This is a genomic window from Streptomyces sp. BYX5S, from assembly GCF_054724165.1.
This window is the reverse complement of record NZ_CM138829.1, coordinates 3,610,115-3,631,439: the sequence shown is the minus strand read 5'-3', so window position 1 is coordinate 3,631,439 and position 21,325 is coordinate 3,610,115. Positions and strand designations below refer to the sequence as shown.

General features: G+C 74.0%; 20 protein-coding genes. 8 read left to right on the top strand and 12 right to left on the bottom strand.

All coding sequences use genetic code 11. The features are described 5' to 3' along the window. Window positions 1-40 precede the first annotated feature (40 nt). The 6 genes from ACYBSK_RS16500 to ACYBSK_RS16475 form a co-directional block, all read right to left on the bottom strand. Window positions 41-1,198 (bottom strand): acyl-CoA dehydrogenase family protein, encoded by a 1,158-nt coding sequence (locus tag ACYBSK_RS16500; RefSeq protein WP_460246624.1) that lies wholly within the window; start codon window positions 1,196-1,198, stop codon window positions 41-43. Window positions 1,199-1,275: 77 nt separating this feature from the next. After that, window positions 1,276-2,307, bottom strand: coding sequence for an acyl-CoA thioesterase (locus ACYBSK_RS16495; RefSeq protein ID WP_460246623.1), 1,032 nt, complete (start codon window positions 2,305-2,307; stop codon window positions 1,276-1,278). Continuing rightward, window positions 2,304-4,046, bottom strand: coding sequence for a class I adenylate-forming enzyme family protein (locus ACYBSK_RS16490; protein ID WP_460246622.1), 1,743 nt, complete (start codon window positions 4,044-4,046; stop codon window positions 2,304-2,306). The genes ACYBSK_RS16495 and ACYBSK_RS16490 overlap by 4 nt, the downstream gene beginning before the upstream one ends. After that, a complete protein-coding gene (locus tag ACYBSK_RS16485; RefSeq protein WP_460246621.1) occupies window positions 4,043-5,188 on the bottom strand; it encodes a CaiB/BaiF CoA transferase family protein in 1,146 nt (381 codons plus the stop codon). Before ACYBSK_RS16485 ends, ACYBSK_RS16490 begins: the two co-directional genes overlap by 4 nt. Next, the gene (locus ACYBSK_RS16480) at window positions 5,185-5,952 is read right to left on the bottom strand and encodes a crotonase/enoyl-CoA hydratase family protein (protein ID WP_457477844.1); all 768 of its coding nucleotides are present in this window, start codon (window positions 5,950-5,952) and stop codon (window positions 5,185-5,187) included. The genes ACYBSK_RS16485 and ACYBSK_RS16480 overlap by 4 nt, the downstream gene beginning before the upstream one ends. A gap of 200 nt (window positions 5,953-6,152) precedes the next feature. Continuing rightward, a complete protein-coding gene (locus ACYBSK_RS16475) occupies window positions 6,153-7,112 on the bottom strand; it encodes an aldo/keto reductase (protein ID WP_460246620.1) in 960 nt (319 codons plus the stop codon). Between the two features lie 83 nt (window positions 7,113-7,195). Between ACYBSK_RS16475 and ACYBSK_RS16470 the strand changes: the two genes are divergently transcribed. The 3 genes from ACYBSK_RS16470 (at window position 7,196) to ACYBSK_RS16460 (ending at window position 9,905) form a co-directional block, all read left to right on the top strand. Continuing rightward, entirely contained in the window at window positions 7,196-7,804 is a 609-nt protein-coding gene (locus ACYBSK_RS16470; RefSeq protein WP_460246619.1) for a TetR/AcrR family transcriptional regulator, read from the top strand. Window positions 7,805-7,941: 137 nt separating this feature from the next. Beyond that, complete coding sequence (locus tag ACYBSK_RS16465; RefSeq protein WP_460246618.1) at window positions 7,942-8,955, top strand: hypothetical protein; 1,014 nt, start codon at window positions 7,942-7,944, stop codon at window positions 8,953-8,955. Window positions 8,956-9,158: 203 nt separating this feature from the next. After that, window positions 9,159-9,905: an HAD family hydrolase gene (locus ACYBSK_RS16460; protein ID WP_457477840.1), complete on the top strand. Its 747-nt coding sequence runs from the start codon at window positions 9,159-9,161 to the stop codon at window positions 9,903-9,905. Window positions 9,906-9,970: 65 nt separating this feature from the next. Here ACYBSK_RS16460 and ACYBSK_RS16455 read toward each other — a convergent pair whose 3' ends face one another. The 4 genes from ACYBSK_RS16455 to ACYBSK_RS16440 form a co-directional block, all read right to left on the bottom strand. Then, the gene (locus tag ACYBSK_RS16455; protein ID WP_460246617.1) at window positions 9,971-10,456 is read right to left on the bottom strand and encodes a flavodoxin domain-containing protein; all 486 of its coding nucleotides are present in this window, start codon (window positions 10,454-10,456) and stop codon (window positions 9,971-9,973) included. Window positions 10,457-10,531: 75 nt separating this feature from the next. Further along, on the bottom strand, window positions 10,532-11,536 hold the full coding sequence (locus tag ACYBSK_RS16450) for an Acg family FMN-binding oxidoreductase (protein WP_460246616.1): 1,005 nt from the start codon (window positions 11,534-11,536) through the stop codon (window positions 10,532-10,534). A 95-nt stretch (window positions 11,537-11,631) separates the two neighbouring features. After that, entirely contained in the window at window positions 11,632-11,946 is a 315-nt protein-coding gene (locus ACYBSK_RS16445) for an EthD family reductase (protein WP_460246615.1), read from the bottom strand. Between the two features lie 97 nt (window positions 11,947-12,043). Continuing rightward, a complete protein-coding gene (locus tag ACYBSK_RS16440) occupies window positions 12,044-14,146 on the bottom strand; it encodes a glycoside hydrolase family 3 N-terminal domain-containing protein (RefSeq protein ID WP_460247042.1) in 2,103 nt (700 codons plus the stop codon). 255 nt (window positions 14,147-14,401) lie between these two features. On the opposite strand from ACYBSK_RS16440, the gene ACYBSK_RS16435 reads away from it, so the two are divergent. Continuing rightward, window positions 14,402-16,012, top strand: a complete 1,611-nt coding sequence (locus tag ACYBSK_RS16435; protein ID WP_460246614.1) for an alpha-amylase family glycosyl hydrolase — start codon at window positions 14,402-14,404, stop codon at window positions 16,010-16,012. A gap of 21 nt (window positions 16,013-16,033) precedes the next feature. On the opposite strand, the gene ACYBSK_RS16430 is transcribed toward ACYBSK_RS16435, so the two are convergent. Next, a complete protein-coding gene (locus ACYBSK_RS16430) occupies window positions 16,034-17,143 on the bottom strand; it encodes an alcohol dehydrogenase family protein (RefSeq protein WP_460246613.1) in 1,110 nt (369 codons plus the stop codon). 244 nt (window positions 17,144-17,387) lie between these two features. On the opposite strand from ACYBSK_RS16430, the gene ACYBSK_RS16425 reads away from it, so the two are divergent. The 4 genes from ACYBSK_RS16425 to ACYBSK_RS16410 all read left to right on the top strand — a co-directional run bounded on the left by ACYBSK_RS16425 (window position 17,388) and on the right by ACYBSK_RS16410 (window position 19,845). Next, the gene (locus ACYBSK_RS16425; RefSeq protein ID WP_460246612.1) at window positions 17,388-17,984 is read left to right on the top strand and encodes a Pr6Pr family membrane protein; all 597 of its coding nucleotides are present in this window, start codon (window positions 17,388-17,390) and stop codon (window positions 17,982-17,984) included. Between the two features lie 200 nt (window positions 17,985-18,184). Next, window positions 18,185-18,598, top strand: coding sequence for a hypothetical protein (locus ACYBSK_RS16420; protein ID WP_457477833.1), 414 nt, complete (start codon window positions 18,185-18,187; stop codon window positions 18,596-18,598). Between the two features lie 97 nt (window positions 18,599-18,695). After that, window positions 18,696-19,106: an SseB family protein gene (locus ACYBSK_RS16415; RefSeq protein ID WP_457477832.1), complete on the top strand. Its 411-nt coding sequence runs from the start codon at window positions 18,696-18,698 to the stop codon at window positions 19,104-19,106. A 43-nt stretch (window positions 19,107-19,149) separates the two neighbouring features. Then, a complete protein-coding gene (locus tag ACYBSK_RS16410; RefSeq protein ID WP_460246611.1) occupies window positions 19,150-19,845 on the top strand; it encodes a phosphoribosyltransferase in 696 nt (231 codons plus the stop codon). Between the two features lie 63 nt (window positions 19,846-19,908). Here ACYBSK_RS16410 and ACYBSK_RS16405 read toward each other — a convergent pair whose 3' ends face one another. Then, window positions 19,909-21,258 (bottom strand): hypothetical protein, encoded by a 1,350-nt coding sequence (locus ACYBSK_RS16405; RefSeq protein WP_460246610.1) that lies wholly within the window; start codon window positions 21,256-21,258, stop codon window positions 19,909-19,911. Between the last annotated feature and the right edge of the window lie 67 nt (window positions 21,259-21,325).

Below are 21,325 nucleotides of genomic sequence, written 5' to 3'. Positions count from 1 at the left end.
CCCTTCTTGGGGCCGGTGCTGGGAGGGGGAGTCGGAGGCTTCAGAGGCCGAGCGACTTGGCGATGATCGTCTTCATCACTTCGTTGGTGCCGCCGTAGATCCGCGAGACGCGGGTGTCGGCGTACAGGCGGGCGATCGGGTACTCGGTGACGTAGCCGTAACCGCCGTGCAGCTGAAGGCACTTGTCGATGACGCGGCCCGCGACCTCCGTGCAGAACAGCTTGGCCTTGGCGGCGTCGGCGACGGACAGCTCGCCCTCGTCGTGCAGTTCGAGCGCCCGGTCGGCCATCAGCTGCGCGGCCTCGACCTCGGTGGCGCACTCGGCGAGCACGAACTTGGTGTTCTGGAAGTGGGCGACGGGCTTGCCGAAGACCGTGCGTTCCCGCACGTAGTCGGTGGCGAAGCGGAGCGCCGCGGCGGCCGTGCCCGAGCCGCCGAGGGCGATCATCAGGCGCTCCTGGGCGAGGTTGTGGGACAGGTACGAGAAGCCCTTGCCCTCCTCCCCCAGCAGGTTCCGGACGGGCACCTTGACGTCCGTGAAGGCGAGTTCGGCGGTGTCGGAGGCCTTGAGCCCGATCTTCTGGAGCTTGCGGCCCACGGAGAAGCCTTCGCTCGCCGACTCCACGACGAGGATGGACAGTCCGCCACGGCGGTCCTCGGGGTCGTAGGGCGCGGTGCGGGCGACGACGAGGACCAGGTCGGCGAGGGCGCCGCCGGTGATGAACGTCTTGGCGCCGTTGAGGACGTAGTGGCTGCCGTCGGCGCAGAGTTCGGCCCGGGTCTGGATGTTGGCGAGGTCGGAGCCGGTGCCGGGCTCGGTCATCGCGATCGCCGTCATGAGGTCGCCGGAGACGAAGCCGGGCAGCCAGCGCTCCTTCTGCTCCTGCGTGGCGTACGCCATCAGGTACGGCAGGATCAGGTTCGAGTGCACCGAGTAGTTGCCGAAGGTGACTCCGGCGCGGGTCGTCTCCTCGACCGCGACCGCCGCGAACTTGAGGCTGGCCTCGCCCGCGCCGCCGAACTCTTCGGGGACCTGGATGCCGAGCACGCCCAGCTCGCCGAGCCTGCGGTAGAAGTCGCGGGGCGGATGCCCCTGCTCCTCCCACTCGTGGTGGACGGGGACGACTTCCTTGTCGATGAAGTCCCTCAGTACCTGGCGGAACGCTTCGTGGTCCTCGTTGAACAGCGTGCGGCGCACGGCTTCCCCTTCCACGCCCTTGTAGAACGATCGTTAAGTTACGTCGGCGCCCCGAGCCCTGACAACCCTTGCGGGGGTCACCGGGGCGCGGACACGTGGAGCAGCGCCTCCTGGGTGACGGACGCGATCAACTCCCCTTCGCCGCTCCAGAATTCGCCGTGCGCCAGGGTCCGGCCGTCGCCCGCCACGACGCTGTGGCACGCGAACAGCAGCCACTGGTCGGCGCGCACCGGCCGGTGGAACCACATGGCGTGGTCGAGGGAGGCGAGCGCGATGCCGCGCGGGCGCGGCTCGCCGTGGGCCACCAGCGCGGTGGGCGCGAGCGGGGCGTCGCAGAGGTAGGCGAGGGCGCAGGCGTGCGCGCCGGGGTCGTCGGGCAGGGCGCCGGTGGTACGCATCCACGCGTAACGGTCGATGCGGCCGGCGTCCGGGTCCCGCTCGACCGGCACCTCGCGGTACTCGACGCAGATGCTCAACGGGTGGTCCTGCGGCCGGTGCGCCCAGCCGTTGCCCAGCCCTTCGGGGCCCGGTACGTCGGGCATGCCGGGCTGGCGCCACCTTCCGCCGGGCTGCGGCCGCTTGAACGAGACGCTCATGGTGAGCGACTCCTTGCCGTCCTGGATCGCGGTCACCTGCCGCATCGAGTAGCTGCGGCCGTCGCGCACGGCCTCGGGCTCGTAGCGCACGGGCCGCTCCGGCGACAGGGCGCGCAGGAAGTAGGCGTGCAGCGAGTGCACGACCCGGTCCCCGTCCACGGTGCGGTGAGCGGCGTCCAGCGCCTGCGCCAGCACGGCGCCGCCGTAACTGCGGGCGGCGGCGCGGCCGGAGTGGCAGTACCCCTGGTACGCGCCGTCCCCGGCGGCCTCGACGCGAATGTGACGCCCCCGGCCCAGCTCACCCAGCGCGCCGGGTTCCCGGAGGGGAACGGGGCGGCGGACGCCATCCGCGCCGCCCGGATCGCCGGCACCGGTCGTGCCGCCCGCGTCGACCGCACCACCCGCGCGGCCCGTGCCGTCCCTCCCGTCCCTGCCGCCCGTACCGTCCCTTCCGTCCGCGCCGTCGACAGCGATCCCGTCGGCCGTTGCCTCGTCCACCACGCCGCCGCTCACGCCCGCGTCCCTCTCGTCGGTCCGTCGCCCGTGACCGCGCCGCCCGCCGCCGCGCCGCCTGCCGCCGCGTACCGCTGCCGCAGCTCCGTCTTGAGGATCTTTCCGGCGGCCGAGACCGGCAGGGACCGCAGGAAGTGGAGTTCTCGGACGCGCTGGTACGGGGCGACGTGTTCAGCCACGAACGCGAGGAGTTTCTCGGCGAGTTCGGGTCCTGCCACCTCCCCGGCGCGCGGCACGACGTACGCGACGGGGATCTCGCCGACCCCGGCCCGTGGCGCGCCGATGACGCTGGCGCCCGCGACGGCGGGGTGGCGGTGCAGCAGGTCCTCAAGGGGGGTCGGATAGACGTTGTACCCCTTGTAGATCAGCATGTCCTTGGCCCGTCCGACCAGGTACAGCCACCCGTCCTCGTCGACGCGCCCGAGGTCGCCGGTGCGCAGCCAGCCGTCGACGAACTGCTCGGCCGTCAGCTCGGGGTGCCCCTGGTAGCCGTCGGTGATCTGCGGTCCGCGCGCCCACACCTCCCCCGTTTCACCCGGCGGCACGGCGGGCCCGCACCCCAGCTCGCGGATCTCGATGTCGGTGTCGAAGACGGGAGCGCCCACGCTGCCCTCCGGCACGGGGTTGTCGCCCACCAGCGGGTGCGCGGCGAGCGCCATGGTGGCCTCGGTCAGCCCGTACCCCTCGACGATCGTGGCGTTCGGGAAGAGCGCGCCGAGGCGGCGCACGGTGTCGGTGTCGACGGGCGCGGCGCCGGAGTTGACGCTGCGTACCGAGGAAAGGTCGAGGTCCTCGACGCCGGGCAGCGCGAGCAGGGCGTGGAAGAGGGCGGGCGAGCCGGGCACGGAGGTGACGCCGTACTCCTGGATGAGCCGTGCGAAGCGGCGGGGCTCGAAGCGGCCCGCCATCACGACCGTGCTCGCCACGGCCGTGCTCACGGACTGGCCGACGAGGCCCATGGCGTGGAAGAGCGGGGCGAGCGCCACGGCGGTGGACGTCCCGACGTCCATGGAGTGCGGGGTGTGCGCCGCGGGCACGGGTTCGAGCGCCACGCGGCCCTCGGCGTCGACGACGGGCACGGCGGCGCCGCGCCAGCAGGCCATTTGGAGGGCGTTGGCGAGAACGTTGCGGTGCAGGACACGGACCGCCTTGGAGCGCCCGGTCGTGCCGCCGGTGAACGCGAGGTGCGCCAGGTCTCCCCCGCGCACGGCAGCCCGCTCGCCCGGCTCGGCCGCGAGCAGTTCCTCCAGCGGCACGGCGCCGGTCGGCGGCGCGTCCTCGGGTGTCGGCGCGGTGGCCGTCGCCGGGACGAGGACGGTCGTGCGGACGCCGGGCGCGGCGGCCTCGGCGAGCGCGGGCGCCGTCGCGGGGTGCGCGAAGGCGGCGACGGCGCCCGCCTCGTCGAGCTGGTCGCGCACCGCCTTGGGCGGCAGGGTGGGGTTGAGGGGGACGACGACGGCCCCGGCCAGCAGGACGGCGTAGTACGTGACGGTGAACCAGGCGGAGTTGGGCTGGTGCAGCGCGACGGCGTCGCCGGTGCGCACGCCGCGTGCGCGCAGCCCCGCGGCGATCCGCAGCGCGGTCTCGTACAACTCCCGGTACGTGAGCGTCAGTTCGCCGTCGCGGACGGCGGCGCGGTCGGGGTGGCGGTGGGCGGTTCCGGCGAGCAGGTCGCCGACGGCCGCGTCGGGGTAGGTGAGGCTCTCGGGCATGCCCGGGGGCACGTAGCGCGTCGTCAACCGACGATTCCCTTCTCGCGGAGTGTGTCGACGTCCTCGGGGTCGAGCCCGGCCAGCGCGGTGAGCACGTCCGTGGTGTGGGCGCCGATGCGCGGCGCGGGCGCGGGCTCTCCCGGCGGGGTGGCGGTGAAGCGTGGCGCGGGCGAGGGTTCGTGGCCGCCGTGGGCGCCGCGCCGGTAGGTGGCGCGGGCGGCGTTGTGGGGGTGCTCGGGCGCCTCCTTCAGCGACAGCACGGGAGACACGCAGGCGCCCTGCCCGTCGAAGAGCCGGGCCCACGCGTCGCGGGGCCGCGTGGCGAAGCGCCGCGTCAACTCGGCTTTCATCGCAGGCCAGTTGGCGCGCTCGTGCTGCCGCGCGAACCGTTCGTCGCCGTCGAGGCCGAGGACCCGCAGCAGCGCCGCGTAGAACTGCGGTTCGATGGCGCCGACGGCGACGTGCCGGTCGTCGGCGCACCGGTACACGGCGTAGAAGGGCGCGCCGCCGTCGAGCAGGTTCGTCCCCGGCCGGTCCTTCCAGACGCCCTGCGCGAGGAAGCCGTACGTCATGGCGAGCAGCAGCGCGGTGCCGTCGGTCATGGCGGCGTCGACGACCTGGCCGGCGCCGGTGGTGCGCGCGTGCAGCACGGCGCTGACGAGGCCGAGGGCGAGGAGCATGCCTCCGCCGCCGAAGTCGCCGATGAGGTTGAGCGGTGGCACGGGGTCGCCTTCGGCGGGCCCGATGGCGCCCAACGCACCCGCTACGGCGATGTAGTTGATGTCGTGCCCGGGTTCCTGGGCGAGCGGCCCGTCCTGTCCCCAGCCGGTCATCCGCCCGTAGACGAGCTTCGGGTTTACGGCGAGGAGGACGTCGGGCCCGAGGCCGAGGCGTTCGGCGACGCCGGGCCGGAACCCTTCGATGACGGCGTCGCAGCGGCCGATCAACTGCCGTGCCGCGGCGGCGCCTTCAGGGCTCTTGAGGTCGACGGCGACGGATCTGCGGCCGCGCTGGAGGACGGGGTGGGGGCTGGGCCTCCCGGCCTCGGCGGGCCGGTCGACGCGGATGACCTCGGCGCCGAGGTCGGCGAGGAGCATGCCGCAGAACGGGGCGGGCCCGATGCCGCCGAGCTCCACCACGCGCACACCGGCGAGCGGTCCGGCGCTCACCGGCCGGTCCAGCGCGGGGCGCGCTTCTCGGCGAACGCGCGGGCGCCTTCCTTGGCGTCGTCGGACTCCATGACGGGCCCGGCGATCTCCCGCATGCGCTCCCACTCCTCGCTCGCGGTCCAGGTCGCCGCGCCCGCGACGATCTCCTTGGTGGCGCGCACCGCGAGGGGGCCGTTGGCGGCGATGGCGCGGCCGAGTGCGAGGGCGCCGTCGAGGGCGGAGCCGGGCTCGGTGAGCCGGTTGACGAGGCCGTAGGCGTGGGCGCGTTCGGCGTCGAGGAAGTCACCGGTGAGGGCGACCTCCAGGGCGACGGCGTACGGGATGCGGCGCGGCAGCCGCAGCAGTCCGCCGGCGGCGGCCACGAGGCCCCGCTTGACCTCCGGGATGCCGAACCTGGCGTCGCGCGCGGCCACGACCATGTCGCAGGCGAGCGCGATCTCGCAGCCGCCCGCGAGCGCGTACCCCTCGACGGCGGCGATGACGGGCTTGCGCGGCGGCGCCTCGGTGATCCCGGCGAGCCCGCGCCCCTCGACGACGGGGCGCTCCCCCGCGAGGAACGCCTTGAGGTCCATCCCGGAGCAGAAGCTGCCGCCCGCGCCGGTGATCACCCCGACCACCTGGTCGTCCCTGCGGTCGAGTTCGTCGAGCGCCGCGGCCACTCCTTCGGCGACCACCCGGTTGACCGCGTTGCGGGCCTCGGGGCGGTTGAGGGTGATGACGGTGATCCCGTCGGCGCGGAATTCGCTGAGCACGGCGTCGGTCATGGCGGGGCTCCCGGAGTGGGTCGCGGACTGCGTACGCTGCGAGCGGAGCGGTCGACGACCGCTCCGCCCGGCACGGCTCGGCCTCACCCACCCCGCGTTGAACATTCGTTAAGTTACGAGGGCGGGTGCGGGCCTGTCCATACCCGTGATCAATTCCGGGAGGCGCCCGGGGAGTTCGCGAACCTCCGCCGGGCGCGGCCTCAGTGCTCGATGTCCCCCGCTCGCGTCGGCACCTCGTCCAGCCTCGCCAGCGTCGCCCCGTCGAGGGCGAGTTCGCCCGCCGCGACGTTCGCCGCGAGGTGGCCGGGGTCGGCGGTGCCGGGGATCAGCAGGACGTTCGGCGCGTGGTGGAGGAGCCAGGCCAGGCCGACCTGGGCCGGGGAGGCGCCCAGCGTCTCGGCGGCCTCGGTGACGGCGGACTCGTCGGTGACCTTGGGCATGCCGGGGAAGGCACTGCCGAGCGGGAAGAAGGGCACCCAGGCGATGTTCTCGGCGACGCAGAGCCGCAGCATCTCCTCGTCGTCGCGGGCCACCAGGCTGTACGCGTTCTGTACGCAGGCGATCCCGGCGGGAAGGCCGCGGCGCAGTTCGTCGAGGCCCACGTTGCTGAGGCCGATGGCGCCGATCTTGCCCTCGTCGCGCAGTGCGGTCATGACGGCGAGCTGATCGTCCATGTCGACGACCTGGTCGCCCTCGGCCCGCAGGCCGGGCCCGGCCTTCTCGGCGCGCCGCAGGTTGACCAGCGCGATCCGGTCGACGCCGAGGCTCTTGAGGTTGTCGTCGACCGCGGCCCGCAGTTCCTCGGGCCGCTGGGCGAGCCGGAGCGGCAGCGGGCCGTCCGTGTCGGGGGTGGCACCGACCTTGCTGGCGACGAGGACGTCGTCCTCGGGGCGCAGTGCCTCGCGGAGGATCTCGTTGGAGAAGCCGTGTCCGTAGAACTCGGCGGTGTCGATGTGGTCGACGCCCAGCTCGACGGCGCGCCGCACCAGCGCCACGGCCGCGGCGCGGTCCGACGCGAGGCGGGGCAGTTGCATCGCGCCGAATCCGACGCGGGAGACGTCCCGGCCGAGCAGCCGTCCGGCGCCGCCGGGGCGCGGGACGCCGGAGGCCGTGACGGCGGAGGACGGGGTGGAAGCAGAAGAGGACGCGGAAGAGGTCATGGGAATCCTGCCTCGTGCGAAGATGAAGGAAACGGAGGAGCCTCCGTTAAACCGACCGTAGCACAACCGGAGGGACCTCCGTTTTGCCTGCGCCCCAGAACAAGCCGGCCCCCGCGTCCACCGGGGGCGACGCCGCACGCCCCGCCCGCGCGGACGCGCGGCGCAATCGTGAGCGTCTCCTCGCCGCCGCCCGCACCGCCTTCACCCGGGACGACACGTCGGTGCCGCTGGAGTCGGTCGCCCGGGAGGCGGGCGTCGGCATCGGCACCCTGTACCGGCACTTCCCGACCCGCGAGGCCCTCGTCGAGGCCGTCTACTCCGCCGAGCTGGACGCCGTCACGGCCGCCGTGCAGCCGCTGCTCGCCGAGCTGGCGCCGAGGGACGCGCTGCGGGCGTGGCTCGACCGGTACGCGGACCTCGTGGCGGCCAAGCGCGCGATGGCGGGCAGCCTCACCCTCGCCCAGGCCTCCGGGCGCGGCGTCACGGCGAACACCCGGGAGCGGCTCACCGAGGCGGTCGCCGCGTTCCTGGACGCCGGGGCGCGGACCGGCACGCTGCGCGGCGACGTACCGGCCGACGACGTGATCACGACGCTGCTCGGCGTCTTCATGTCGACGACGGCGGGCGACCGGACCGAACGCGTCCCGCACCTGCTCGACCTGGTCGTCGACGCTTTGCGCCCGCGCCTATAGCCGCGGTCCGGCGTGGCCGAACCACGGCGCACCGCCGGCCGCCGTACGTTTCGCCGCGCGCGCGTCGGCAATGCGCCCACGGACGTTGATCACGACCAGCGGCCGCGGCACCCGTGCGGCCGCGGACGGGAGGCCAGATGCGGTCGGACGGTCACAGCGAGGGCGACACGGGTCTCGGCGCGGGCGGTGCGCGGCGGCGGGCGCTGCTGACCGCGGGAGCCGCGGGCGCCGCCGGGTTGCTGGCGGGGTGCGGTACGACCGACGCCGACGACAGGCCGTCCGCGGCCGGGCGGGCCGGGCCCGATCCCTCGGGCACCTCCCGGTCCCCCTCGCCGAGCCCCACCCGCCGCCGCCCGGAACTGCCGCGCGGCGGGCGCCGGGTGTTCCCCGGGCACCGGCTCGTCGGCTACTGCGGACTGCCGGGCGCGAGCGCGCTCGGCCGGCTCGGTACGGGGAACCTCGACGACCGGGTCGCGGAGCTGGAACGGCGCGGGCGCGCCTACGCCGACGGCCGTGCCGTCCTGCCCGTCCTGGAGCTGCTGGCCACCGTCGCCAATCCCGGGGCGGGCCCCGACGGCACGTACCGCACGCGCACGCCGGACGCGACGATCCGCACGTTCCACGAGGCCGCGCGCCGCCACAAGGCGCTGCTGCTGCTCAACATCCAGCCGGGCCGCGCGGACGCCCTCGACGAGGTGAAGGCCCTGGACGAGTGGCTCGCCCGGCCGGACGTCGGGATCGCTCTCGACCCCGAGTGGGAGATGGATTCCGGCCAGGTCCCCGGCGACACGTACGGCCACACGACGGGACCCGAACTGAGCCGGATCGCCGAGCATCTCGCCTCGCTCGTGGACCGCCACGACCTGCCGGAGAAGGTGTTCGTCTACCACCAGGTCGCCGAGTCGGTCGTCCAGGACGAGCAGGAGCTCGACATCCCGGACGGCGTCGCCGTGGTCAAGAGCGCCGACGGCATAGGCAGCCCGCAGCTCAAACGGCACACCTGGGAGCGGCTGGTCGACGAGATGCCCGACCGGCTGCGCACCGGCTTCAAGCTGTTCTTCGAGGAGGACACCGAGGGCGGGAGCCGGCTGATGAGCCCGGACCAGGTCCTGGGGCTGCGCCCGCGGCCGTCGTACGTGCTCTACGAGTGAGGCGTCCGCCCGGTTCCGCTGGCGGCGGGGCACATTGGGCCGCGCCGCACCGTGGGCCGAACGTCCCGCGGCATGGCCGAACCGGCCCCTGCGCCCGTGGCACCCGCGCGTGCCACGGTGAGCGTGGACCCGGCAGCGCACGGACGGCCCGGCCGGCGTGGCCGCGCGCGGCACCGGATCCGGACACCTCACGAGGAGGAGCCGTGCGTGATCTGACACCGCCCCTGCGCACCGCCCGAGCCGTCGTCCTCGACACCGACGGCGTGATCACCGACTCCGCCCGGCTGCACGCGGAGGCGTGGAAGACGACCTTCGACACCTATCTGCGCGAACGGCCGCCCCGGCTGTCGAAGGACCGGCGCCCCTTCGACATCGACGTCGACTATCCGCGGTACGTCGACGGCAGGTCGCGCGGCGACGGCGCCGCCGCGTTCCTCGACTCCCGCGGCTGTCCCCCGGATGCGGCGATGGTCGACTCCGTCGCCCGCGACAAGGACCGCCGCTACGTGGAGCGGCTGCGGCACGGCGCGGTCGTGCCCGCCTATCCGGGCACCGTGGCGCTGCTGCGCACGCTGCTCGCCCAGGGAGTGCTGCTGGCCGCCGTGTCCGCGTCGCTGCACGCCCGTGAACTGCTCACCCGCGCCCAGGTGTTGGGGCTCTTCGACGTCGTGGTGGACGGCGTCCTGGCGGCCGAGCTGGGGCTGCGGGGCAAGCCCGCGCCCGATCTGTTCCTGGAGGCCGCCCGCAGGCTGCGGGTCGACCCGGCGGACACGGCCGTCGTCGAGGACGCGCCGGCCGGTGTCGAGGCCGGCGACCGCGGCGGTTTCGGTCTGGTGATCGGGGTCGACCGGACGCCGGGGCGGGCGCGGACCGGCATGCTCCTGCGGCACGGCGCGGACCTCGTCGTCTCCGATCTCGGTGAACTGCTGCGGGAGGTGGCCGCCCCGTGACCCACCGGGCCTGGCGCCGCGAGGGGTGCGCACCCGCCGAGGGCATCCCGCCGGGGTCCTGAGGGCTACCGCGTCAGCTCCGCCGCGATGCCCCGCGCCCACGCCGCGATGCGCTCGAAGTCGCGGAAGTCGCCGCCCTTGCCGTTCTTGACGATGGCTTGGGCCATGCGGCCGCGGGCGTGCTCGTCGAGGTGGCCGCCGAACGTGACGTGGTCGCGGGCCCGCGTGCGCCGCTCGATGCGCCGGACCCCCGGCACGGGCGCGATGTCGCGCTCCGAGGCCGACGGGTCGAGCGGACCGCTGCTGAACAGCCACAGCGGGCGCGCGGCCAGCTCGCGGGCGGCGCGGCGGGCGAGCCGGCGGGCGTCGCGGTGCCAGCGGCCCGCGTAGAGCGCGCCGCCCAGCACCACGGCGTCCTGCTCCCCGACGAGGGGTGCGGCCTCGGCCGCCGGGCGGAGCGTGGTGGCGCAGCCGGCCTTGGTGAGCTCGGCCGCGATGTGTTCGGCGATCTCGGCGGTGGAGCCGTTCTTCGTCCCGTAGGCCACGAGCACCCGTGGCTCCCTGGAATGCGTCGCATCCATCGTTCTCAACCCCCTCGGGACCGGCCGTTCAGTCATGGCCGGTGTTCACTCCTGGTCGATGCTGAGAATGTCGCGCACCGGCCGACGGGGTGTCACTGGGCCCATTGGCCCATGTCCGAGGCGGAGCACCATCTGGACATGGCCGGTGCCGGAGAGCGGGTCGCGGGCGAGGCCGCGCAGATCCGGCCACTCCAGCGCGTGGGAGGTGACCGAGGCGGTGAGGCCGTGCAGGGTGGCGACGAGGAGGACGCGCTCCAGGGCCTGTCCGGCGCGCAGCCAGGCGGTCGGGTCGTCCCGGTCCGTGCCGAGCAGCGCCAGGTGCGGGTCGTCCTCGAAGGGCGCCGAGCCGGCGCCGGGGGCCGGGTGCCTGCCCGCGAAGTCCCGCATGGGCGCGCCGCCGGTGCGCACGCGCGGCCCGAACGCGTAATCGGGCACGCCGTCGACGGCGGCGCTCGCCTCGCCGCCGTGCCGGGTCCAGCGCTCGATGTCCCGGGTGCGTTCGGGGTCGGCGCTGTCGCGGCCCTCGGCGTCCCTGACCAGCTCGCGCAGCATCTCGACGTGCCAGGCGTCGGCGAACCGCAGGCCCGCTCCTTCGCGCTCGGCGGCGTCGACGAGCGCGGCGCGCACCGGCGCGGCGACCTCCTTGTCGGCGAAGGGCCACCGGCTCGTGTGCCGCTGCCGGATCGCCGGGTACAGCCCGGCCAGTTCCTTCAGCCCGTCGTCCGCGGTGCCGTCGGCCCCGGTGAGGTCGACGCGGGCCAGGAGCGTCGGCTCCGCCGGATCGGGTGTCAGGCGCACCCGCGCGGCGAGCCCCGCCTGGGCGGCGGCGACGCGCAGGTTGAACAGCGCGGCGCCGCAGCCCAGGTGGACGGCGCGCAGGTCGGGGTCGGCCGTCGGCATGACGCGGTCCGGATCGACGGTGAGCCGCAGCGTCCCGGTCCCGGTGTCGTAGCTGAACCGCCAGGGCTGCGCGTTGTGCATGGAGGGCGCGGTGGCCGCGTCCTCGACGAGTGCGGTGACCGTGGCGCGATCCGGCGGGAGAGTCGTCATGGCTCCTCCTCGGCGCTCCCCGCCATTGTCCGCCGCGCGGCGCGCCGGACGCCGGGGGCCATTGGCCCCTTCCGGCCGGGCCGAAGGACCCGCGGCTACAGCGGGTGGTCGACGACCTCGGAGAAGCTCATCCGGACGCCACCGGGTGCGACGAAGTTGCCGATGTCCTCCGCGCCGGCCTTCCCGACCGGCGTGCCGAGCGCGGCGAGCGCCTCCTCCTTGGAGTCCCAGTCGAGGGCGGCCACCACGAAGTGCGGCGGCCGCGATCCGTCGGGCATCTCGGAGACGCTCCACTGGAAGGACTTCAGGCCCGGCATCCGCGCCGCCAGCGGGGCGTGCACCTCCCGGTAGTGCGTGAGGAACTTCTCCGGGTCGGCGGGGTGGTCGTAGATGACGGTCATGCGGTACATGCGCGGGCCTCCTCGTGGCACGGTCGGGCTGGCGCCGATCGTCGCACCGGCCACGTGACCACGAAACCCCGCCGACCGCACCACGACACGGCCCCGGTCACTTCACGCGCAGCGTCCCGCGCTCCGCCGCCGCCGAGCTGACGCCCGCGTACACGTCGAAGCGGCCCCGCTCGACGCGGAAGGTGCCCGCCGGATCGTTCGTCCAGAAGCCGAGGTCCTCCTCGCCGAGGGTGAAGGTGACCGTGGTGGTGGCGCCGGGGGCGAGGGTGACGCGCTCGAAGCCGCGGAGCTTGCGGACGGGCTGGGCGATGCTGGCCGTGACGTCGTGGACGTACAGCTGGACGACCTCGTCGCCCTCGCGGTCACCGGTGTTGGCGACCGTCACGGTGACGTCGACGGTGGCGCCCTCGGCGATGTCGGCGCGGGTGAGCGAGTCCCGGCTCAGCGACGGGGCCGACGTGGTGAACGTCGTGTAGCTCAGGCCGTGGCCGAAGGGCAGGCGCGGGCCCTCCTCCAGGTCGAGGTACTTCGATGTGTACTTCTCGTCGGCGTCGTACGGGCGGCCGGTGTTCTCGTGGTTGTAGTAGACGGGGATCTGGCCGACCGCGCGCGGGAACGTGACGGGCAGCTTGCCGCCCGGGTTCACCGCGCCGAACAGGACGTCGGCCACGGCGTGGCCCGCCTCCAGGCCGCCGTGCCAGGCCTCGACGACGGCCGGAGCGGCGTCGTACCAGTCGCCGAGGACCAGCGGCCTGCCGTTGACCAGGACCACCACGTACGGCTTGCCGGTGGCGGCGACCGCGGCGAGCAACTCGTCCTGGCCCGCGGGCAGTCCGAGGTCCGAGCGGGCCGCGGCCTCGCCGCTGAGCAGCGGGTCCTCGCCCACGACGACCACGGTGACGTCCGCGGCGCGCGCGGCCTCCGCCGCCTGCGCCGGGTCGGCGCCCGCGTGGGTGACCATCGCGGCCGGGGCCGCCTCGCGCACCGCGTCCAGAACACTGACCGTCGGGAAGCGGCGGCAGCCGGGGCCCGCCCAGGTGCCGTGCAGATCGGTGCAGTCGGCGAAGGGGCCGACCACCGCGACCGATCCGGTGCCCGGCGTGAGCGGCAGCGCCGACGCCTCGTTCTTGAGGAGGACCGTGCAGCGCGCGGCGGCCTCGCGGGCGGCCGCGCGGGCGGCGGCCGACGGTTCGGTGATCTCCGCCGACTCGTCGCAGTACGGGTGGTCGAACAGGCCGAGCGCGAACTTCAGGGCGAGGATGCGGGAGACGGCGTCGTCCACGCGGTCGAGCGACAGCTCTCCCGACGCGATGAGCCGCTCGCCGTGCTCGGTGATGTTGGTGGAGACCATCTCCATGTCGAGGCCCGCGCCGAACGCCAGGGCGGCGGCGTCCGCGCCGTCCTCGGCGAAACCGTGCGCGATCAGCTCGTGCACGCCGGTGTAGTCGCCGACCACGAACCCGTCGAAGCCCCACTCGTCCTTGAGGATCTGCCGCATCGTGTGCGCGTTGCCGTGCGCGGGGACGCCGCCGACCGTGTTGAACGCGGCCATCACCGTGGCGGCGCCCGCGTCGATCGCGGCCTTGAACGGCGGCAGGTAGTGGTTGCGCAGCCGCTGTTCCGACATGTCGACGGTGTTGTAGTCGCGGCCGCCCTCCGCGCCGCCGTACCCGACGAAGTGCTTGGCGCAGGCGGCGATCCGGTCGTCGTGGGCCAGCTCGGTGCCGTCGGCGGCGCCCTGGTGCGCCCGGATCTTCGCGACGGCGTAGGCGGCGTTGAGGTACGGGTCCTCGCCGGAGCCCTCCGCGATGCGGCCCCAGCGGGGCTCGTGCGTCACGTCCATCATGGGGGCGAACGTCCAGCGCACACCGTTGGTGCGGGTCTCGGCGTTGGCGACCTCGGCGTCGCGCCGGGAGACCTCGGGGTCGAAGGCGGCGGCCTGGGCGAGCGGGATCGGGAACGTGGTCCAGAAGCCGTGGATCACGTCGAGGCCGAACAGCAGCGGGATGCCGAGGCGGGACTCCTCGACGGCGATGCGCTGGAGCGCGTTGGTGTGCGCCGCGCCGAAGATGTTCAGGACCGAGCCGAGCCGGCCGGCCCGCGCGGCCTCCTCCGTCTCGGCGGTCTGGCCACCGCCCGGTCCGGTCTCGCCGGTCCACGTCAGCTGCTGGAGCTGCCCGAGTTTCTCCTGGACCGTCATCCGGTCCAGCAGTTCCTTGACCTGTGGTTCGTACGCTCGCAGCACGTGGTGCCCTCGGACCTTCTCTGTCTGTTGCCGTGTCGCTGTCCGCGAATCTGGGGTTTTCGCGCCCTCTGAATGTAAGCGCATTCATTGCATTCGGACAAGGGGCGACTGGAACGGGGTCGCGCGGGGAAAGCACCTGACCGGGGTCACCGTCGCCGCCGTACTCGCTCAGCCCACGCCCGACTCGCCCAGCCCACAAGGACGTGCACCGTGTCGCACACCGACCGACGCCCCGCCACCGAGTGGCTCGCCGATGCCGTGCTGTACCAGATCTATCCGCAGAGCTTCGCCGACTCCAACGGTGACGGCATCGGCGACTTCGCCGGAATCGAGGCACGCCTGGACCATCTGTCGTGGCTCGGCGTGAACACGGTCTGGCTGAACCCCTGCTTCGCCTCCCCGTTCCGCGACGCCGGTTACGACGTCAGCGACTACCTCACCGTGGCGCCCCGCTACGGCACCGAGGACGACCTGGCCCGTCTCGTCGACGCCGCCCGGCAGCGCGGCATCCGGATGCTGCTCGACCTCGTCGCCGGACACACCTCCGACGCGCACCCGTGGTTCCAGGCCTCCGCGAACGACCCGGCCGACCAGCGCTACATCTGGGCGGACCCCCGGGACCCGGCCGCGCTGCCCGCCGGTTTCGTCGCCTCACCCGGCAGCCGCCCCGGCCACTACCTGCCGAACTTCTTCGCGTCGCAGCCCGCCCTCAACTTCGGCTACGCGCGCCCGAATCCGGCCGAACCGTGGCGGCTCCCGGTCGACGCGGAGGGGCCGCGCGCCAACCGGCGGGCGCTGCGCGACGTGATGGACCACTGGCTGTCGCTCGGCCTGTCGGGTTTCCGGGTCGACATGGCGGCGTCCCTGGTCAAGGACGACCCGGACCAGTCGGCGACCTCGGCCCTGTGGCGGGAGCTGCGCGGCTGGCTGGACACGGCGCACCCGGACGCCGCGCTGCTCTCCGAGTGGGGCGACCCGGCGACGTCGGTCCCGGCCGGGTTCCACGGCGACTTCTTCCTCCAGTTCGGCCCGGTCCGCGACGGCATCGCGCTGCGCTCCCTGTGGAACAACTTCGAGGGCACGGTGAGCGAGCCGTGGGAGCCCCTGGAGCCGTACTTCGGGTCGGCGGCGCTGGGCTCCCCGCGCACCTTCCTCGACATCTGGCGCTCGACCGCCGACGCGATCGACGGCGCCGGGTACGCCTGCCTGCCCACCGCCAACCACGACTTCTCCCGGCTGTGCTGCGGCCCGCGCACCGCCGAGCAGCTGCCCGCCGCGTTCGCCTTCCAGCTGACCTGGCCGACGCTGCCCGCGATCTACTACGGCGACGAGATCGGCATGCGGTACGTCCCCGGTCTGCCCGACCACGAGGGCAGCCGGCTCGGCCCCCGCTACAACCGGGCCGGTTCGCGCACCCCGATGCAGTGGGACGGCACGGAGAACGCGGGCTTCTCCACCGCCCCCGCCGACCAGCTGTACCTCCCGCTCGACCCCGATCCGTCCCGCCCGGACGTCGCCGCGCAACGGGCCGACACCGGCTCGCTGCTCCACCTGGTCCGCGAGCTGATCCAACTGCGCACGTCACGGCCCGAGTTGGGATCGCGCGGGACGACCCGCGTGCTGCACGACGGGTATCCGCTGGTGTACCTGCGCGGCGCCGGGCATCTGGTGGTGGTCAACCCCGGCGCCGCGGCCACCGCGTACGAGCTGCCGCCGGAGTTCACCGGGCGCGCCGTGACGCCGGTGCTGGTGCGGGGCGCCGAGGTGGCCGGGGGCCGGGTCCGGGCGGCGGGGTTCGGCTTCGGCGTGTTCACCTGGTGAGCCTCGCCCCGCGGCAGGACGTCACACGGGCCCACCGTCGGCGGTCACGGGCGGCGGCACCAGCACCAGCTTGCCCAGGTGCTTCTTGGTGAGGAACTCCTCCTGCGCCCGCGCGATGTCCGCCAGCGGGTAGGTGCGCGAGACGACGGGCCGCACCTCGTCGCGCTCGATGTAACCGATGAGGTTCTCGAACACCTCGTCCTCCTGGAACGTGCAGCCGAAGGCCGAGAGGTCCCTGAGGTAGAGGGTGCGCAGGTCGATCTCCGAGCTGGGGCCGCCGATGGCCCCCGCGACGGCGTACCGGCCGCCGCGCCGCAACAGGTCCAGCAGCTGCGGGAATTGGGGCCCGCCGACGAGGTCGAGCACGACGTCGACGGTGCCCCGCCCGAGCTCCGCGACCAGGTCGGCGCCACGGTCCACGACCCGGTCGGCGCCCTGGGCCCGCACCCCGTCGGCCTTCGCGGCGGAGCACACGGCGACGACCGTCGCGCCCCGGCGCTTGGCGAGTTGCACCGCGGCGAGCCCGACCCCGCCCGAGGCCCCGGTCACCAGGACGTTCTCGGCCCCGACGCCCGCGCGGTGCAGCATGTTCTCCGCGGTCGAGTACGCGCACGGCACGGCCGCGAGTTCCGCGTCGCTCCAGTCGCTGCGCACGGCGTGCGTCTCGCGGGCGGGCGCCACGGTGAACTGGGCGAATCCGCCGTCGCACTCACTGCCGAACGTCCAGCACTCGTAGGGCCGGTAGTCGACGGGCGTGCGCAGCATGTTCCGTACGAGGACGCGCTCGCCGATCCGCTCACGGGGCACCCCGTCCCCGACGTCGGCGATGCGGCCGCACACGTCGGCGCCCTGGATCCGGGGGAACTCCAGTGCCTTGCCGGTCCAGGAGGCGTCCACGTCGTCGACGCCGTCGAAGCCCCCGGCGGCGCCCTCGCCGGTCGCCGAGTCGACGGCCTTGGAGTACCAGCCGATGCGGGTGTTGACGTCCGTGTTGTTGATCCCCGCGGCACCGACCTGGATGAGCACCTCACCGGCCCCGGGCCGCGGCACCTTCACATCCGTCCGGTACTCGAGCCGTTCCAGGCCACCGTGTCCGGTGAGCAGGGCCGCGGTCATGGTCGTGGGCAGCACGCCGAATCCCTTCCCTCGCTGCTTCTTTCCGCTTTCGCCGTGCGGCGGGTACCCCGCACGATCAACGACTACCGCCATATCGGCCATAATCGGCTCAACACGAACACCCGCCCCGACCGAGGAGGCCGCCATCACCGTCACAGGACCCGCCCCGGGAACGGCAGTCGACCGCGCCCCCGGGCTGTCCCGTCCGTGGCACGGCGCGCTGGCAGCGATCGTCGCGACGGCGCTCGTCGCGCAGCTCGTGCTCGTGTTCACCGGCGGTGCGGCGGCCGGGGCCGGCGACACCACGGGGGACGAGGCGGACGTGGTGACGCGGCTGGTCCGGATGTTCAGTTACTTCACGATTCAGAGCAACATCCTCGTCCTGGCCTGCGCGGTCTCGCTGATGCTCCACCCCGGCCGGGACGGACGGCTGTGGCGGGTGCTGCGGCTCGACGCGCTGCTGGGGATCACCATCACCGGGCTGGTGTTCGCGATCGTCCTGGCGCCTCAGGTGCACCTCGCGGGGGTCTCGATGTGGATCACCGTGGGGCTGCACTACATCGCGCCGCCGATGACGCTGGTGGGCTGGCTGCTGTTCGGGCCGCGCGGGCGACTCGATGCCGCGACCGTGCGCGGGGCGTTCGTGTGGCCGGCGCTGTGGATCGCGTACACGCTCGTGCACGGCGCGGTCACGGACTGGTACCCGTATCCGTTCCTCGACGTGCACGAGCGCGGCTACGGCGTGGCGTTGCGCAACATCGCCGGGGTGATCGTGATCGCCGCCGCGCTGGCCTGGCTGTTCTCCTGGCTCGACCGCCGCCTCACGCGGCGTCGCTCGCTTCCCGATCCTCTGTGAACCGGGGCCGGATCGGGCCCCCGAGCATCCCCGCTTCTTCGGGGGCGGGTTCGGCGCAGGCGGCGGACGCGGACTGAGCGGAGCCCCGTCGTCAACACGCGGCGCCGGCTTCACCCCGCTCACCCCCTGTCGCCGCAACCCCGTCGCATGAAAGGATTCCTGGGCACAACTCCGACACAGCACGCCCGCAGGAGGCCCGCATGCGGAGGAGGACGGGCGGACTGTTCACCACCGGTGACGGCACGGTGGTGATGCTCGCCGAGCAGCGCCCCGGTGCCGACGGCCAGTGGCGGATCACCGCCCGCACCCAGGCCGGCCGGCAGATCGCCGAGGTCCGTTTCCGGCTGTGCGCGGACTGTGCGGCGGGGCGGATACAGGCGATCTGGGTGGACGAGCCGTGGCGCCGCGAGGGCATAGGCCACGAATTGCTGCGCGGCGCGATCGCCGTCGGTGACGGCTGCCGCTGGACGACCACGCTCCAGTCGTCCATGGGGCGCCGCTTCTTCGTCGCCATGGGCGCCACGGAGGGTGTCGAGCTGACGCACGGCCGGCCGCTGTGCCCGCACATGAGGGGGCGGTGGGGCCGGGCCTGGGCGAGACGGACGGCGGCCTGAGCGGGTCGCCGTCGTCCCCCTGATCCCTCTTGCATGGACCCACACCCCATGGGTACGCGGGGCGCCACTCGTCCGTACACCTGAGGGGATCCAGATCATGACCGAGAACGCCGCCACACCCGAGAGCAACGGCGCCTCCGCCGCCCAGCAGGCACTCAGCGCCCTCACCGTGAACACCGGCGACCAGAGCGCGCTCGACGCGCTCGCCGAGTGCCAGGTCCTCGTGCCGGTGCCCGACGAGGTGGGCGAGGAGCAGGATTCCGCATCGCCCTCGCTGTCCCTGCCGGTCATCGAGCAGCCCGGTGGCGAGCAGCTCGTTCCGCTGTTCACGTCCGAACTGCGGATGTCGGAGCTGCTTCCGTTCATCTCCCGCTGCACACCGGTCCCGCTGGGTGTGCTCGCCGCGCGCTGGCCCACGGAGCTGTCGATGACGATCGACGCGGGCTCCCCGGACGCCCTGACGCTCGACGGTGCGGGCGTACGCGAACTGCTCGGGCACCGCTCCTGACCCCGGCTCCGCCACCCCCACGAAGTGTTGCCGAGGAGGCCCCGTGCCCTTTCGTGACCGTACGCACGCCGGTGAGGAACTCGCGCTGCACGTGCTGGAGTTGACGGGCTCCAGAGCGTTGCCGGACCCGGTCGTACTGGCGCTGCCGCGCGGCGGCGTCCCCGTCGCCGCGCCGATCGCCCACGTGCTGCGCGCGCCGCTCGACGTCCTGGTCGCCCGCAAGATCGGCGTACCGGGCCGTCGCGAGACCGCGATCGGCGCCGTCGTCGACGAGGAGCCCCCGCTGTTCGACCGCGCGGGCTTGGAGCTCCTGGGCCTGAGCGAGGACCGGCTGGGCTCCGAAGTCGCCGAGGCCCGCGACGAACTGCACCGCCGCACGCACCTGTACCGCACCGGCCGCCCGATGCCGCCCCTGTCGGGCCGGACGGTGATCCTGGTCGACGACGGACTCGCCACCGGCCTGACCGCCACCGCGGCCCTGCTCTGGCTGCGCCGCCGCGACCCGGCCCACCTGGTGGTCGCGGCCCCCGTCGGGAGCCCGGACACCGTGGCGGACCTGCGCGCCCACGCGGAGGACGTGATCTGCCTCGACCAGCCGGCCGACTTCCGCGCGGTGAGCGAGGGCTACGCCCGGTTCCCGCAGGTCACCGACTCCGAGGTGACGGACCTGCTGGACTCGTTCCACACCACCGCGCAGGCCCGTGAGAGGGCCCGGGAGCGCAGCGGCCGCCGCGGCTGAACCGCCCTCGAACCGGCGGGGCACCGTCCGCGCCCACCGCCCTCCCAGCGCGGACGGGCCCCGTCACCATCCGGTCAGCAGCAGATGGTTCACCAGCAGCGCGCCCGCCACCTGCGCGGCGAGCCACGGCCGGGGCCGGGGCAGGAAGGCGCAGGCGGGGATCAGCCACATCGCGAAGGGCAGCCAGATGCGCTCGGTCTCCGCCTTGCTCATGCCGGACAGGTCGGCGGCGAGCAGGGCGAGCAGCGCGGCGCCCGCGAGCAGCGCGAGCCGCGCCCGCCCGCTGTCCCGGTCGCCCGGCCGGACGAGCAGCCCGACGGTCCGCCGCAGCCCCGCGACCGTGGCGAGGCCGACGACGAGGACCGTGCACGCGAGATTGGCCCACACCCAGTAGCCGTACGGGCGGATGCCGCCCGCGCCCTGGTAGTAGCGGGTGACCAGCAGGTGGTACGCCTCCCACCAGTCGAACCCGGCGAGCGTGAACGCGAGCGGCACGACCACGAATCCGGCGCAGAACAGTACGGCGAGCGCCACCGGCCGCTCCCGCAGCCGTGCCCGGCCGAGGAACAGCACCGCCAGGCCGATCACCGCGAACAGCGTCAGCCCGTACGAGAGGTAGAGGGCGAGTCCGAACAGCAGCCCGGCGCCCGCCGCCCAGCCGACGGCGCGCCCGCTGACGGCGAGCGCGAGCAGGGCCACCGCCCACGCGGCGACGGCGGCGAAGTAGGCGTCGGCCGAGGCGCCCATCCACACGGCGCCCGGCACGACGACCAGGAACGGGGCGGCGGCGCGCGCCCGTTGCTCCCCCGCGAGGGCCCGGACGGCGACGAGGACGGCGACCGCGGCCGTCGCGCCGACGGTGACGCACCACAGTGCGGCCCATCCGCCGCCGCCGAGGCCGACGCGGTCGAGGAGGACGAAGGTGAGCGGAGCGGCGGGAGGGTGGCCCGCGGTGTGGGCGGGCCAGTGGTCGGGCGAGTCGATGAGGATGTGCCGGGTGTAGGTGCGCAGGGTGGCCGGGATGTCGTGGAAGCGGTCGATGACCTGGAGGTACTCGTACTTGGTGGTGAGCCGGCGCGCGAGGCCGCGGTGCCAGCCGTCGATCAGGGCGAGGGAGAGGATCCAGGCGGTGCCCGTGGCCCAGGCGGTGGCGAGCAGCGCGCCCCACCGGAGCCGGGCCGCGAGGACCGGCCCGTACGCCACGACGGCGGCGGCCACCGCGAGGGCGGCGGGCGTGCCGGGGCCGATGTGCGGGAGCCACTTTCCGTACAGCGGGGGGACGCCGACGTGCAGGGTGCCGTAGGTGTCCTCGATGTGGCGGCCGACGAGGACGGCGGCGAGGACGAGGAGGAGCGCGGCCGCGGCGGCGTACAGGTCGCGTCGGGTGCCGCGGGATTCGGTGCGGGGGGTCACACGGGAACGCTAGGCCGTGAGGTGGCCCGGACTGCGCCGACCGGCCCTGATGTCAGCGTTTCGTCAT

Excerpts from the sequence above, each read along its gene's own strand:
- ACYBSK_RS16480 (WP_457477844.1), bottom strand. The coding sequence starts at position 5,952 with ATGACCGACGCCGTGCTCAGCGAATTCCGCGCCGACGGGATCACCGTC.
- ACYBSK_RS16475 (WP_460246620.1), bottom strand. The coding sequence starts at position 7,112 with ATGACCTCTTCCGCGTCCTCTTCTGCTTCCACCCCGTCCTCCGCCGTC.
- ACYBSK_RS16465 (WP_460246618.1), top strand. The coding sequence starts at position 7,942 with ATGCGGTCGGACGGTCACAGCGAGGGCGACACGGGTCTCGGCGCGGGC.
- ACYBSK_RS16450 (WP_460246616.1), bottom strand. The coding sequence starts at position 11,536 with ATGACGACTCTCCCGCCGGATCGCGCCACGGTCACCGCACTCGTCGAG.
- ACYBSK_RS16445 (WP_460246615.1), bottom strand. The coding sequence starts at position 11,946 with ATGTACCGCATGACCGTCATCTACGACCACCCCGCCGACCCGGAGAAG.
- ACYBSK_RS16440 (WP_460247042.1), bottom strand. The coding sequence starts at position 14,146 with ATGACGGTCCAGGAGAAACTCGGGCAGCTCCAGCAGCTGACGTGGACC.
- ACYBSK_RS16420 (WP_457477833.1), top strand. The coding sequence starts at position 18,185 with ATGCGGAGGAGGACGGGCGGACTGTTCACCACCGGTGACGGCACGGTG.
- ACYBSK_RS16415 (WP_457477832.1), top strand. The coding sequence starts at position 18,696 with ATGACCGAGAACGCCGCCACACCCGAGAGCAACGGCGCCTCCGCCGCC.